Consider the following 14,451-nt stretch of genomic DNA (forward strand, 5'->3'; position numbering starts at 1 on the left):
CTAATCCTCCTTACCGGCTTGGAACAAAAAATCTTTCTCCGCTTTGGATAGGCTCTCATAGCCAGATTTACTTATTTTGTCTAAAATAGCATCAATTTTCTTTTGGTTTGTTTGTTTATCATACTGCGCTTTGGCAGTTGCACTAGCCCCACTTTTCTTACTTTTATACACCGTTTTTAACGGTGCCTTCTTTTCACTTCGCTTAAAGAGATTTACCGTAGCGTCTAGAAATCTTGAGAATCCTGCTCCTATATCGGTTCCATTAACCAGTTGTCTTGCGTACCAATATCCTAGTAACGCGCCACCCAGATGGGCCAAATGTCCGCCAGCATTATCACTTCCAGGCAACTGTATCAAATCTACCAGCACCACGAACACCCCTATGTACCAAAGCTTAACATTAAAGAAAATCAAGCGCACCTCTTGGTTGGGTATGTAGGCACATATAAAAATCAATATGGCACTGGCACCTGCAGAAGCTCCTATTAAATAAGCGTTCACATCAAAGAAGGCAGGAAAAATATTATACCCTAAAAAAAAGAACAGCCCTCCCATAATTACGCCAAGGAGGTATACGTTTAAAAAGCGCTTGGCATCAAAAAGGTTCAAAAATATCCTACCTACAAAATAAATAAGCAACATATTCCAAAATAAGTGACCAAAGCCTCCATGGAAGAAAGAGTAGGTAATAATAGACCATGGTTGCAACAAAAAGTCGAAGAAGTCCTTTGGCAGTTCAAACCACTTTACAATACTATTGTCGGTTAACCGTAGTAAAAATGTAGTTAAGCGCTCCACGATGAACACCACCACATTTATGGCGATGAGCTTCTCGGCAATCGATAATCTACTAAACTGATATTTTAAATTTCCTTGCGTCATCTTCTAGTCCCACCTATTATCGTTAAACTGATTTTTTTTCCAGTACCACATCATCAAAAATCCAAAGAGTGCTCCACCAATATGGGCGAAATGCGCAATTCCTTGACCAAACATACTATATCCCGTAACTCCCGAAAACAAATCCAATCCTATTAATACAGGAATAAAATACTTTGCTTTTACAGGAACGGGAATGAACATTAGAAACAGCTCACTGTTCGGATATGACATCCCAAAGGCCACCAATATCCCATAAATAGCACCAGAAGCACCAACGGCAGGGGTATTGTACGCATCATAAAAATCTAGAAACTCGAAATACTGAGCTTTTACTAAATCCCTAGGTAATCTTAAAAAATTTTGTATTTGGTCATCTACTAGGCCTGTTGATAAAAGCTCACTCATACCCTCATTAAAATGATAATAATTTACACCGGTATGTATGAGTGCGGCACCTAAACCTGCCGAAAAATAAAAGAAAAAAAACTTATTCCTTCCCCACATTTGTTCCAATGGTGAACCAAAGGCCCATAAGGCATACATATTGAACATAATATGCCAAAAGCCACCATGCATAAACATATGGGACAGTATTTGCCAAAGTCCAAAATTTTCGTTCTTAGGGAACCAAAGCGAGAACCATTGGTACATCATATCCCCATACAACTGGGTAGCAATAAAAAATAAAACATTAATAATCAATAAATGCTTGATCGCATCCGTTAGTCTACCCATCATATAAATTTTCTATCAATATCATTTTCTGTAATCGTTACGTAGGTACGTTTGTTAAACGGGCTCAACGTAGTTTCCTTACAGGCAAACAAATTGTTTACCAAGGCCAACTGCGATCTATCGTCCAGTAATTCCCCCGTTTTCACGGAGAGGGTCTTGGCCAAGGTTTTGGCCAACATGTCGCCCTGCGAAAAACTATCCGTAGAAATCTCCAGTTGAAAATCTGAAATCAACTGCTCCATAACCATCTGCACCTCACTTTCTACAACTACCACGGGAACCCCTTTTACCTCTACAATTTCGGTGTTAATTTCACCAAATACAAAACCTACGGCACTTAGGCTATCCTTAATTTCAATCAAAATATCCAATTCGGTCTTAGAAAAGGACAAGCAAAGCGGAAATAACAGTTGCTGGCTAACCGCCTCTTTTACCGTAATATTTTTGAGGAACTTTTCGTAAAGTACACGTTGATGTGCCCTACTTTGATTAATGACCACCATACCGGATTTGATCGTGGTAATAATATATTTTTTACGCAACTGAAACGTGGTAGTTGCATGTTCTCCCTGATCCCTTTCCGAATCAAAAATAGTACTATTAATTTCTTCGGATTCAAAAGCTATGGTGCTGGGCCTAAGCTCTTGATTATTTACTTGTAATCCTTCATATAAGTTTTCCCAACCTTTGGCACTTGTCTTTGTATAGGTTGCGCCATGGGATGTTTTGTGAACCTGTTCCTTAAAAGGATTAAAACCGGCATCCACAGCGATATTTGGTGTGGGTGCATGCCTGTTTTGATAGGCATAAGGAGTTTCCAAATTCTGGTCCTGTTCAAAATCCAACGCAGGGACCACGTTAAACTGACCCAAACTATGCTTAACGGCAGATTTTAGGTAAGCGTACAACGTATGCTCATCATCAAACTTAACTTCGGTCTTGGTGGGGTGAATATTGATATCTATTGTACTAGGATCCACTTCCAAATTTAAGAAATAACCGGGATGGGTTCCAGGCTTGACCAAGCCTTCAAAAGCACCAAGGATAGCATGATGCAGGTAGGGACTTTTGATAAACCGGTTATTAGCGAAGAAAAACTGTTCTCCCCTACTCTTTTTAGCAAATTCAGGTTTTTGCACAAAGCCCGAAATACGCACCACTTGCGTATCTTCTTGCACGGGCACTAATTTCTCGTTCGACTTTCTACCGAATATACTAACGATACGCTTTCTAAAATCATTGGCGGACAGTATGAATACTTCACTCCCGTTATTATAAAAATGAAAGGCGATTTGAGGATGCGCCAATGCTACCCTATGAAATTCATCGGTAATATGACGGTATTCTACCTGATCTGATTTTAAGAAATTTCTCCTTGCAGGAATATTAAAAAAAAGATTCTTAACCAGCATGGACGTGCCTTTAGGAACCACTGCCACTTCCTGACTACTGATCTTACTGCCTTCTATTTTAATGTGGGTACCAACCTCATCTGCCTCTGTTTTGGTCATCATCTCTACATGGGCAATAGCGGCAATTGAGGCCAAGGCCTCTCCACGAAAACCTTTGGTATTCAGGTTAAAAAGATCTTCCGCCTTTTCAATTTTTGAAGTGGCATGGCGTTCAAAACTCAAGCGGGCATCGGTAATGCTCATTCCTTTTCCATTATCCACAACCTGGATAAGGGTCTTGCCGCCGCCCTTTACGATAAGTTTGATTTCGGTTGCACCGGCATCGATTGCATTCTCCAATAATTCTTTCACCACCGATGAAGGACGTTGCACCACTTCACCTGCAGCTATTTGATTGGCCACGTGGTCCGGTAAGAGTCTAATAATATCCGCCATTATTAGGTAAAGAATATGGTGAGATCAAAATCAATGATATACAGAAAGATCAAGATCAGGATCGCTAATATTATGGCCATTCTTATTTTTAGACTACGGTCTCCCGCTCTGCGGGTATCTTCAACTGCATTGGTTATCTTGTTCTTTAAGCCGCGTTGGTTGGTTAAGGTACTCCTAAACTGGTCAAACTTGGGTTCCAATTTGTAAGGATTCCCCTTACCCTTATCATCATAGTATCTAGGACTATAGTCGTACCGTCTATTTTTACGCAATCGCGTTATTTTACTCAGCATTCCCATAGCTTCAAAGTTACTTAAAAAGCAAAAACCGACCGTATAAAGAAGTGCCAAAATTTGTTAACAGTCCTTTTGATGGAATTGTCCGACCAACGTAATGCTTAAAATACTGAAAAAACAGAGGGAGATTTTTAAAAATTTAGCCGGCCTACCCGTTGCCTAAAGCGGCCATCTTAATAGCGGCTATAGCAGCCTCAGCACCTTTGTTCCCATGCTTACCCCCACTACGATCAATCGCTTGCTGTAAGGTATTGTCGGTAAGCACACAGAAGATAACAGGTACATTGGTCTGCACGTTCAGGTCCATGATGCCCTGCGCGGTCGCACTGCACACAAAGTCGAAATGTTTAGTTTCACCTTGTATAACACTCCCGATCGCAATTACAGCATCAAAACCTCCTTGCGCTATCATTTTCTTGCATCCAAACGTAAGCTCAAAACTACCGGGAACGTTCCAACGTGTAATATTTGCTTCTAATGCGCCACAATCCTTTAGCGCTTCAATTGCCCCAGTATACAAGCCTTCGGTAATCTCATGGTTCCATTCGGAAACAACGATCCCAAACCGAAATTTATTCGCATTTGGGATCGTTGTCTTATTATAATCCGATAAATTTTTGTTCGCCGTTGCCATTACGCACCGCCTTTTGCCATGCCAATGAAAGCATCGATAGATGTTGCGGCCTCAGAAGCTGAAAATTCATCTTTTATACGTTGAAAAAAACCTAAGGCTTTGGATTTATTGCCCATTTCCAAGGCTGTAACACCGGCTTTGTATAAAAACTTGGGTGTTGTATATGCGTTTGTGCTATGTGCCGCTGCAGACTCATAGTAGCCTAAAGCATCGGAGGGTTGGTTCAATTGCATAAACGCGTCCCCTAGACCGCCTTTTGCCAAAGCTCCAAGAATTTCATCGTCAGAACTAAAACCTTCCAGATAATCAATCGCTTCTTGATACTTGTTCATATTGAGGTAGGCCATACCAGCAGAATAGCTTGCCAAATTAGCAGCTTTGGTGCCACTGTACTCTTCCATGATGTCCAGGAATCCGTATTTACCTTCCGCACCTTCCAAGGCCAACGTAAACAAGGAATCCTTGGCCGTTGTACTCGCCAAGGCCTGATCAAAATATTGTTGTGGATAATACATTTCGTTAGCTGCACTGGTCTCTTTTGGTTTTTGTACAAATTGTACATAGGCCAGGTAACCCAATACGCCAATAGCTACGACGCCAATGAAGCCCAAAATATAATTTTGGTTCTTGGAAACCCACTCCTCTGAGCGCGAAGCGCCTTCATCCAAGCTACTGAACACCTCTGCCGTTGTGCTCTCTTGCTCGTCAAACTCCTGCTTCTCAGTCTTTGTTTGTGGTTTAAATCCTCTTTTCTTATATGTTGCCATCTCAAATTTTATTGGTCGCGCAAAAATAAAGTTTTTATTGAAATCCAATGGCGTATTTATTCGTTATTTTTGAATTATTCAAGGGAATAGTACCTATCCAAATCAAAAAATCAACGAATTTTAATGTTTCTTAAAACGGTGTCGCTTCTTAATTATAAAAACTTCGAATCAAAAGACTTGGTTTTTGATTCGAAGATCAATTGTTTCGTAGGCGATAACGGCAGGGGAAAAACCAATATTCTGGATGCCATTTATCATCTCGCATTCGGGAAAAGTTATTTTAACCCCATTGCGTCCCAGAACATTAAACACGGTTCGGATTTTTTTGTTGTAGAAGGGATTTTTGAAAAGCAGGACCGTGAAGAAAAAATTGTTTGTAGCTTAAAACGAAACAACAAAAAGATTATAAAAAGAAACGGGAAAGCTTATGACCGTTTTGCAGATCATATAGGGCTATTGCCACTGGTTATCATCTCTCCCGCCGATCGCGATTTAATTTCCGAAGGCAGTGAGGTTCGCCGCAAGTTTATGGATGGGGTAATTTCGCAGTCGGACAAAGCTTATCTACAGTCCCTAATCAATTACAACAAAGTACTATCCCAACGCAACGCCCTTTTAAAATACTTTGCCGCAAACCATACCTTTGATAATGCAACATTGGCAGTTTATAACGAACAGTTACACACTTATGGTTCGGAGATATTTGCCAAACGAAGTGATTTTTTAGAAAGATTCATCCCAATTTTCAAAACCCAATACAGAGCCATTACCGGAAATACGGAGGAGGTACATTTAAAATACGACAGCAAACTTCATTTAAACGATACCGCAAGTCTCTTGGCAAAAAACCTGGATAAGGACAGAGCGTTACAATATACCAGTGTTGGTATTCACAAAGACGACCTTAGCTTTACCATTACCGATTATCCGATCAAAAAATTTGGAAGTCAGGGCCAACAAAAATCTTTTCTTATCGCTTTAAAATTTGCACAGTTCCAATTCATGCAGGAAATTTCGGGGATCACCCCTATTTTGCTGTTAGACGATATTTTTGATAAGTTGGACGAACACCGTGTGGCACATATCATTACCTTGGTAAATAACAAAAATTTTGGACAAATATTCGTTAGCGACACCCATGCCGATAGAACCGAAAACGTGGTAAAAAAAATACATCAATCCTATAAGATCTTTAAACTATAGCTATGAACCGTTCACTCATTTTCTTAAGTTTTACCCTTATATTTATATTTAGTTGTACTTCTATCAGCGAGGACAAACTCGACCTACTTAACGGGTACTGGGAAATAGAAACAGTAGAATTTCCAAACGGAGGAAAGAAGGAATATAAGATGAATACCGATATTGAATTCATACAACTGGACGGTTTAAAAGGATTTAGAAAAAAAATGAAGCCAAGATTCGATGGTAGCTACGAAACATCCGATGATGCGGAACCCTTTGAACTAATTAGTAATGAAAAAGTGTTCTCCCTACACTACAAAAACGATCTTAGCGAGTGGAAGGAAACACTTACGTCGTTGACAGCGGATAATTTCACCGTTAAAAATGAAGACGGCATCCTATATCACTATAAACGATTTGAACCCATTAACATAGAGTCCACTCCATAAACTGTCCCAAGGATTCCGGATAATCAGAAAGAGCCTTACTAAGGCATTTATTACCCGCCTTTTAAACAACTTAAAATGAAGATCTAAAAACTATTAAAATCCATTTTATACAAACATAATCCTAAGCAGCTTTTCGGAGCGGACCCAATAGCACACCCTAAGTATGGCCAAGAGAGAAAATGACAACCTTAATATGAAGCAAGCGTTATCCGCTTTTATCCAAAAGAACAAACTACAGGGCGGAATGGATAAAGTAGACGCCCGTGCCGCTTGGGCGCGTCTCATGGGAAACGGTGTAAACAATTACACAACTGCTATTGAACTACGAAACAATACCCTATATGTCTCTTTATCCTCATCTGTACTTAGGGAGGAACTTAGCTTGGGCACCTCAAAGATTATTGCAATGCTGAACGAAGAGTTGGGAAAAAATCTGATCAAAAAAATTGTACTTCGTTGAGTACCTAGCAACGGCGGTTGTTGGTCAAAACTATAATACTGGTAGCCTACCCCTTTTTACTTTTAAATTTATATTGTCTTTTTTTTCCGATAGTTTGCGCTTTACATAACCATAAATAAAGTAAACTTTGGAATCGCCAAAACGGTTTAACCCTTTAGAACAAACAAAAAAAGACCGACTCACATCTAGCGAATCGGTCTTTACTCTATATTTTGGCAGTCGACTTAGTAGATTTCCCTACCCGAAAAATGAAAAGAACCTTCTATTGCGGCATTTTCATCACTATCGGAACCATGAACCGCATTCTCCGAAATATCTGTAGCGAACATCTTACGGATCGTTCCCTCCGCGGCTTCCGCAGGGTTTGTAGCACCTATTAACGCTCTAAAATCTTCAACAGCATTTTCCTTTTCTAAAATAGCAGCAACTATAGGACCTCTAGTCATAAATTCTACTAGCTCACCAAAAAACGGACGCTCCTTATGAACAGCATAAAACTCTTGCGCATCCCTAAGGCTCAACTGCGTATATTTCATAGCTACGATCTTAAATCCGGATGCGGCTATTTTCTCTAATATAGCCCCTATATGTCCGTTGGCAACGGCATCTGGCTTAATCATTGTAAACGTTCTATCTGTACTCATATTTAAAATTTTGCGCAAAAATACGATTTTCTAAACAACCAACAACTATTCATAACCTTGTCGTACTTCTCCAAGTACAGTCCCATTATCTCCTACTATTTGTAAAACGGCTGTTTTTGTTCTAAAATTCAACAGCACAGAACCAAAGCTTTCGGTACTTACTACCTCACCTACCCTAAACGGATTAGGTTCACCTTTAAATTTGCTATAGGCATGTGTTAGCCCACTGCTTGTAAAATCGACTAAAGGATAGGCAAGGCCTTTGACCTTAGCACTGGATATTTCAGAAATATGCCGGTCACCTGAGAGGATGAGCACGCCCTTTGCCCCAGAATCCGCAATAGTCCGTTTTAAACGGTCTACCTCATGCGGAAAATTGCCCCAACACTCAAAGCCATGTTCGTTGGACAGCACCTGAATACTGCTGACTATAATGTTGAAATCTGCATCGGAATCCGACAATTGCTTTTCCAACCAAGTCCACTGCGTATTCCCTAGCACGGTACCTTCTCCGTATGCATTAGGTTTGATTCGTTTTTTTGTTTCGGTATCGGGTGTTAGAGCCGTTCTGAAATAGCGCGTATCCGAAACAATTATTTTAACCTTGCCCGCATCCTGTTTGTATTCATGTGAAGTATAAATACCTTCCTGTTGCCTTCTTGGACTACTGGCTGGCACATCCATAAAATCAAGAAATTCTTGCTGACTTTCCCTTTTGGCCGCAAATTCTACACCTCCGTCATTAAGACCGTAATCATGGTCATCCCAAGTACCTATTACATCGACCGTATTTATTAACTTACTATATCCCGGTATTGCCTTTTGTTCGGTATACATGCGTTTGAGCTTTTCCATATCATCTGTATCGGCATAAATGTTATCACCTCCCCATATCCATACATCGGGGTTCCTGCGTTGAATATCGTCCCAAAGTAAATTTGGCAGCGAAGCCTTGTTACAAGAACCAAAAGCAATGGTAAACTCATTGGAATCTTTCGAAGTCTTTTTGGTAGACCCGCAAGAATAGGCCATGGTGAAACAAAGAAATAATAGTATTTTTTTCATCTGTCAAGGATATTGGTGACACAAAAATACACTTTCATTTTTAGCTTTATGGTATTAAATCGTATCTTTGCCGCCATGAATTTAGAGCACATAAATGCCCTTAAAACGCTACTTTCCCTACCCAAGAAAATAGCGATAATACCGCATAAAAATCCCGATGGCGATGCCATAGGTTCTACACTGGCCCTTTGGCATTATCTAAAAGGCAAGGGGCATAATGCCATGGTGGTAGCTCCAAACGATTTTCCAAAATTCTTAAAATGGATGCCGGGGGCAGAAAGTATTCTGAATTTTGAAAAAGAAAACACCCAAGCAATGGACCGTATTTCCAGTGCCGAAGTAATTTTCACCTTGGATTTCAACCACTTGGGACGGGTAGGACAAATGACCGCTAGTCTAGAGGCGGCCGAGGCCACCTTTGTTATGGTAGACCATCACCAAGAACCGTCCGACTATGCTCAAATCATGTATTCCGATGTGCGCATGAGCTCCACCTGTGAAATGGTATATCACCTGTTGACTTATCTGAATGCGGAAGACGAGGTTACCTCGGAAATAGCAAACTGCATCTACACGGGCATCCTTACGGATACCGGCTCCTTTAAATTCAAATCTACCACGAGTACAACACATAGAATCGTGGCCAAACTTATAGACAAAGGTGCGGACAACACAGCGATCCATAGCCGTATTTACGATACCAACTCTCCCAGCAGACTGCACCTCTTGGGGTGTGCGCTTAAGAACATGGTAATTTTATCCGAATACAATACTACTTACATTACCCTAAGCCAGGAAGAACTGGACCAGTATAATTTTAGCAAGGGCGATACGGAAGGTTTCGTAAATTATGGCCTCACTTTGGAGCATATTCGCTTTGCAGTGATCTTTATAGAAAATAGAGAAGAAGGTATTCTGAAAATTTCCTTTAGATCTGTGGGTGATTTTGACGTAAACCATTTTGCCAGAAAATTCTTTGAAGGTGGCGGACACACCAATGCGGCAGGAGGGAAAAGTGATGCCTCTATGGCTGAAACTACGCGTTATTTCGAATCCCTTTTACCACAATTCAAAAAAGCCCTTACCCTATGAAAACAAGATTCGGGGCTATACTACTACTGCTAGTTCTTAGTTGTTCCGGACCGGAACCCAGAAGACCGGTACAGACCAAAAGTGGTAGTTTTTTCAAAGCATCTATAGAGCGTAGCAAGAAATTACTGCAACAAGAAGAGGAAAAAATTCAAGAAATCATCAAAACAGACTCCTTAAAGCACTACAGTCACACGGCGTCCGGTTCTTGGTACCATTACCTAGTCGTAAACGACAGTACGGACTATACCCCAAAAACAGATGATTTGGTGGTACTTACCTATAATCTGCTTACCTTGGAAAATGATACCTTATATTCAAAAGAAGATATAGGAATCCTATCCTATAAAGTAGATAAACAAGAACTGTTCATAGGACTTAGGCACGCAATAAAACTCTTGAAAGAAGGAGAAAAGGCTACATTTTTATTCCCTTCGTCCCTCGGCTTTGGCATACACGGAGATGGTGACAAAATAGGGATTAACGTTCCTCTAAAATCTACGGTAGAATTATTGAAAATTGAAAAACAACAACTAAAATTAGATGATTAAAAGTACCATTATGTTCAAAAAAATATATGTAGTAGCTGCTTTGACAATAGCTTTGGCCAGCTGTAAGACTAGTCAGAACCCAGAACTTGGAGAGGGTCTGTTCGCCAATATCCAAACGAGCAAAGGTGATATCATCGTGCGCTTGGAGCACGAAAAAACACCTGTCACCGTTGCTAACTTTATATCGCTAGCAGAAGGAACAAGTCCATTTGTAAGCGAAAACTTTAAAGGAAAAAAATATTACGACGGACTCATTTTTCACCGTGTAATGAAAGACTTCATGATACAAGGAGGATGTCCTAACGGAACCGGAATGGGAAACCCGGGCTACCGTTTTATGGACGAGTTTAACGACTCCTTGATCCACGATAGAAAAGGACTTCTTTCCTCTGCAAACAGCGGACCGGCAACCAATGGAAGCCAGTTTTTTATCACGCACAAACCAACACCTTGGTTAGATGGTGTTCATACGATTTTTGGGGAAGTTGTAGAAGGTATCGCAGTGGTAGATTCTATTGCGAACGTACCTGTGGGTACAGGAAATAAACCTGTAGACAGCGTAAGCATGAACACTGTTCAAATAATCAGAAATGGAAAAGAGGCCAAAAAATTTGATGCCGTACAAATAATGACCGATTACTTTGATAACGAAGAAGAACGTTTGGCAGCCTTGGAGAAGGAAAAAGCTGAAAAAATGGCCGCCATGAAGGGTATGATGGCCGATTTTGCAACAGAACTCGAAGCGCAAGCCGGTAGCGCCAAACAGCTCCCTTCCGGTCTAAAAATGCTAGTTTTACAAGAAGGTGACGGTGAAAAACCAAAAATTGGACAACAAGTAGAGGTGATGTATGCCGGATATCTGCCAGATGGTTCCTTATTTGAGAGTAACTTTGAGGAAGTAGCAAAAAAATATGGAAGGTATGATGAAAGAAAAGCGCAAGGGGGAGCCTACATGCCGGCACCGATGACCTACGCAACCAATTCCGGACTCGTAGCAGGTTTTGAAGAAGGCCTGTTATCCATGAAGGTGGGAGATAAGGTTCGTTTGTTCATTCCCGCCCACCTAGGTTGGGGCGCGCAAGGTGCAGGTCCTATTCCGCCAAATTCGGACGTTATTTTTGATGTGGAGCTTACTGGCATCAAATAATAAATAGAGGAAGTATAATTATCGAAAATCTAAAAATCAGCATAGATGCGAAAAAAAACAAATGTTTTCCTGGCAGGTATGCTGATTTTTGTAACTGCATTTTCCTGTAGCGCTTCAGGTGAAGTACAAAACAGCCCAGACGAAGATCCCATATCGGAAATAGACAAGGATTCAGCAGACCCGGAACCTGAGATTTCAGGGCTTGGAGAAACCGTTGTTTCCCTGCACGGACAACTACGAATAGACGGCAACAGAATTGTTGATCAAAACAATGAAACGATCCAACTACGGGGCATGTCCCTGTTCTGGAGCCAATGGATGGGACAATACTACACGCCGGAAGTGGTTTCATGGTTAAAAGAAGATTGGCAGGTAACCATAGTAAGGGCAGCCATGGGAATTGAAGATTATGATGGCTACCTAAGCAATCCGGAAATCGAGAAACAAAAAGTATTTACCATTATTGACGCTGCCATTGAACAAGGCATCTATGTTATAGTAGATTGGCACAGCCACCATGCAGAAGATTATGAGGAAGAAGCAAAAGCGTTTTTTACCGAAATAGCCCAGAAGTATGGGAATGAACCCAATATTATCTACGAACTCTATAATGAGCCTCTAGATGTTTCTTGGACCACAGTGCTTAAACCATATCATGAAGCCGTACTTGCAGAAATACGAAAGCACGATCCAGATAATATTGTGGTATGTGGCACACGAAACTGGTCACAGGAGGTAGATGAAGTTATAGGAAACGAAATTGAGGACGACAATGTTGCTTATACCCTTCACTACTATGCCGCTACCCACAAACAGGAATTAAGGGAAAAGGCACAGCGGGCGTTGGACAACAATATTGCCATATTTGTAACGGAATACGGAACTACGGATTATAGCGGAGATGGATTTATAGATGTCGAAGAAACTGATATTTGGTGGGAATTCTTGGACAACAACAACATTTCTTGGTGCAATTGGTCGGTTGCCGATAAAGAGGAAAATTCGGCTGTTTTAAAACCGAATGCAGCTACCACCGGTCAATGGCCGAACAGCGATATTACCACCAGTGGCCTTATGGTTCGCGAAGAACTACGAAAGAAAAATCCTAAGTTCGAATAGGTGCAACAGGATAAAATTGCATGATCCTGTTCGCCTCTTCTTTTACCGGTTCACGGGTTATCGTGATTCTAATACGCCTTGTTATCGAACGACATCCGTTTATGGCGTATTCTTCAACAGCTCCAACAAAAACCGCCAAAACTTCTGCACCGATGAGATGGAAACCCGTTCATCTGGCGAGTGGGGAGCAACGATGGTAGGACCAAAACTTATCATATCCATTTCAGGATAATTCTGACCCAAAATACCACATTCCAGTCCGGCATGGCACGCCACTACCCTCGCCTCTTCCTTGAACATATCCTTATATAATTCTTTGGCAACTCGTAGTATGGCAGAATTTGGATTTGGATTCCAACCCGGATACGACCCGCTAAAAACCACATCGAACCCGGCTAGTTCAAAGGCCGATTTTAAGGAGTATGCCAAATCCATTTTCCCGGTCTCTACCGAAGAGCGCGTTAGGCATCCAATAACAATATGGCCGTCTTTAACCTGTATCCTAGCAATATTATTTGAGGTTTCTACTAAATCGGGTATTGCAGCACTCATTGCATATACTCCATTATGAGCGGCATAAACACCTTTAATAAATTTTTTTTGCGTCCCAAGACCCATTACTTTTTTAGCGGGCTCTGCCCTGCTAAACGCTATTTCCAAATTTGGCTCTACAAACCTCAATTCCTTTTTTATGGTATCCGCCATTTTGGTCATAGCCACTATGAAGGCATTTTCTTGTTCCTTATCTATATTGATGAGACACGTACTCTCTCTAGGAATTGCATTGCGTAGGCTACCCCCCTCTAAACTTCCAATACGCATGGTAAAAGTGATTCCGGAGTACAACAACCTATTCATAATCTTATTGGCGTTGCCTAGACCTTTGTGAATATCCATTCCGCTGTGGCCGCCTTTTAGACCGTTGACCTTGATCTGATACCCGATATCTCCATGAACCGAATCCTTCTGGTCATAATTCCTTTTAGCGGTTACATCTATACCCCCCGCGCAACCTATGTCTATTTCATCATCTTCCTCGGTATCTAGATTCAACAGCACTTCACCTTTAAGTATACCCCCTTTTAAGCCAAAGGCTCCTGTCATTCCCGTTTCTTCATCAATGGTAAACAAAGCCTCCAAAGGTGGATGTTCAATATCCTTACTTTCAAGAAGCGTCATAATTGCAGCAACGCCCATACCGTTATCTGCACCCAAGGTAGTGCCTTCCGCGGTTACCCAATCACCATCTACGTACATTCGAATTCCTTGAGTATCAAAATCAAAAACCGTATCGGAATTTTTTTGGTGCACCATATCCAAATGGGATTGTAGGGTCACCATTTTCTTATGTTCCATGCCTTTGCTGGCCGGTTTTCGTATAATCACGTTCCCTACATCGTCCCTAAAAGTTTCCAGACCCAGGGCCGTTCCAAAATTTAAGGTAAAAGCGATTACACGTTCCTCTTTTTTAGAAGGTCGTGGAACGGCATTCAGTTTGGAAAAGTTGTTCCAGACACTTGAGGGCTGCAATTGTAATAGTTGTTTGTTCATAGCATTAAAGTTATGGAGCGTAAAAATACT

Annotated in this window: 16 protein-coding genes; 7 read left to right on the plus strand and 9 right to left on the minus strand. The window is 41.1% G+C overall.

The annotated features are described in order from the left end of the window. The 6 genes from ACFQZJ_RS13970 to ACFQZJ_RS13995 form a co-directional block, all read right to left on the minus strand. Positions 1 to 882: a rhomboid family intramembrane serine protease gene (locus tag ACFQZJ_RS13970; RefSeq protein WP_379935413.1), complete on the minus strand. Its 882-nt coding sequence runs from the start codon at positions 880 to 882 to the stop codon at positions 1 to 3. 3 nt (positions 883 to 885) lie between these two features. Then, positions 886 to 1,617, minus strand: a complete 732-nt coding sequence (locus tag ACFQZJ_RS13975; protein ID WP_379935504.1) for a rhomboid family intramembrane serine protease — start codon at positions 1,615 to 1,617, stop codon at positions 886 to 888. Continuing rightward, positions 1,617 to 3,464 (minus strand): DNA mismatch repair endonuclease MutL, encoded by a 1,848-nt coding sequence (gene mutL / locus ACFQZJ_RS13980; RefSeq protein ID WP_379935414.1) that lies wholly within the window; start codon positions 3,462 to 3,464, stop codon positions 1,617 to 1,619. Before mutL ends, ACFQZJ_RS13975 begins: the two co-directional genes overlap by 1 nt. 2 nt (positions 3,465 to 3,466) lie before the next feature. Next, positions 3,467 to 3,736, minus strand: coding sequence for a riboflavin synthase subunit beta (locus ACFQZJ_RS13985; RefSeq protein ID WP_379935415.1), 270 nt, complete (start codon positions 3,734 to 3,736; stop codon positions 3,467 to 3,469). 172 nt (positions 3,737 to 3,908) lie between these two features. Then, complete coding sequence (ribH, locus tag ACFQZJ_RS13990; protein WP_379935416.1) at positions 3,909 to 4,394, minus strand: 6,7-dimethyl-8-ribityllumazine synthase; 486 nt, start codon at positions 4,392 to 4,394, stop codon at positions 3,909 to 3,911. Next, positions 4,394 to 5,161, minus strand: a complete 768-nt coding sequence (locus ACFQZJ_RS13995) for a tetratricopeptide repeat protein (protein WP_379935417.1) — start codon at positions 5,159 to 5,161, stop codon at positions 4,394 to 4,396. Before ACFQZJ_RS13995 ends, ribH begins: the two co-directional genes overlap by 1 nt. Positions 5,162 to 5,284: 123 nt before the next feature. On the opposite strand from ACFQZJ_RS13995, the gene recF reads away from it, so the two are divergent. The 3 genes from recF to ACFQZJ_RS14010 all read left to right on the plus strand — a co-directional run bounded on the left by recF (position 5,285) and on the right by ACFQZJ_RS14010 (position 7,255). Beyond that, positions 5,285 to 6,364, plus strand: coding sequence for a DNA replication/repair protein RecF (gene recF / locus ACFQZJ_RS14000; RefSeq protein ID WP_379935418.1), 1,080 nt, complete (start codon positions 5,285 to 5,287; stop codon positions 6,362 to 6,364). Positions 6,365 to 6,366: 2 nt separating this feature from the next. After that, positions 6,367 to 6,795, plus strand: a complete 429-nt coding sequence (locus ACFQZJ_RS14005; protein ID WP_379935419.1) for a hypothetical protein — start codon at positions 6,367 to 6,369, stop codon at positions 6,793 to 6,795. A 163-nt stretch (positions 6,796 to 6,958) separates the two neighbouring features. Next, entirely contained in the window at positions 6,959 to 7,255 is a 297-nt protein-coding gene (locus ACFQZJ_RS14010) for a DUF721 domain-containing protein (protein ID WP_379935420.1), read from the plus strand. A gap of 224 nt (positions 7,256 to 7,479) precedes the next feature. On the opposite strand, the gene ACFQZJ_RS14015 is transcribed toward ACFQZJ_RS14010, so the two are convergent. Beyond that, positions 7,480 to 7,899 (minus strand): nucleoside-diphosphate kinase, encoded by a 420-nt coding sequence (locus ACFQZJ_RS14015; protein WP_379935421.1) that lies wholly within the window; start codon positions 7,897 to 7,899, stop codon positions 7,480 to 7,482. Positions 7,900 to 7,944: 45 nt separating this feature from the next. Beyond that, positions 7,945 to 8,964: an alkaline phosphatase D family protein gene (locus ACFQZJ_RS14020; RefSeq protein WP_379935422.1), complete on the minus strand. Its 1,020-nt coding sequence runs from the start codon at positions 8,962 to 8,964 to the stop codon at positions 7,945 to 7,947. Between the two features lie 75 nt (positions 8,965 to 9,039). Here ACFQZJ_RS14020 and ACFQZJ_RS14025 point away from each other — a divergent pair, with 75 nt between their 5' ends. The 4 genes from ACFQZJ_RS14025 to ACFQZJ_RS14040 are packed head-to-tail and all read left to right on the plus strand — an operon-like array spanning position 9,040 to position 12,870. Then, positions 9,040 to 10,056 (plus strand): DHH family phosphoesterase, encoded by a 1,017-nt coding sequence (locus tag ACFQZJ_RS14025; RefSeq protein WP_379935423.1) that lies wholly within the window; start codon positions 9,040 to 9,042, stop codon positions 10,054 to 10,056. Next, positions 10,053 to 10,604, plus strand: a complete 552-nt coding sequence (gldI, locus tag ACFQZJ_RS14030; protein WP_379935424.1) for a gliding motility-associated peptidyl-prolyl isomerase GldI — start codon at positions 10,053 to 10,055, stop codon at positions 10,602 to 10,604. Before ACFQZJ_RS14025 ends, gldI begins: the two co-directional genes overlap by 4 nt. Before the next feature lie 10 nt (positions 10,605 to 10,614). After that, positions 10,615 to 11,751 (plus strand): peptidylprolyl isomerase, encoded by a 1,137-nt coding sequence (locus ACFQZJ_RS14035; RefSeq protein WP_379935425.1) that lies wholly within the window; start codon positions 10,615 to 10,617, stop codon positions 11,749 to 11,751. 45 nt (positions 11,752 to 11,796) lie between these two features. Beyond that, positions 11,797 to 12,870: a glycoside hydrolase family 5 protein gene (locus ACFQZJ_RS14040; protein ID WP_379935426.1), complete on the plus strand. Its 1,074-nt coding sequence runs from the start codon at positions 11,797 to 11,799 to the stop codon at positions 12,868 to 12,870. Between the two features lie 99 nt (positions 12,871 to 12,969). Here the strand turns inward: ACFQZJ_RS14040 and ACFQZJ_RS14045 are convergent, their stop codons facing one another. Then, positions 12,970 to 14,421 (minus strand): aminoacyl-histidine dipeptidase, encoded by a 1,452-nt coding sequence (locus ACFQZJ_RS14045; protein ID WP_379935427.1) that lies wholly within the window; start codon positions 14,419 to 14,421, stop codon positions 12,970 to 12,972. Between the last annotated feature and the right edge of the window lie 30 nt (positions 14,422 to 14,451).

Origin of the sequence: Maribacter chungangensis (genome assembly GCF_042676845.1) — a bacterium.
GTDB classification, from domain to species: domain Bacteria; phylum Bacteroidota; class Bacteroidia; order Flavobacteriales; family Flavobacteriaceae; genus Maribacter; species Maribacter chungangensis.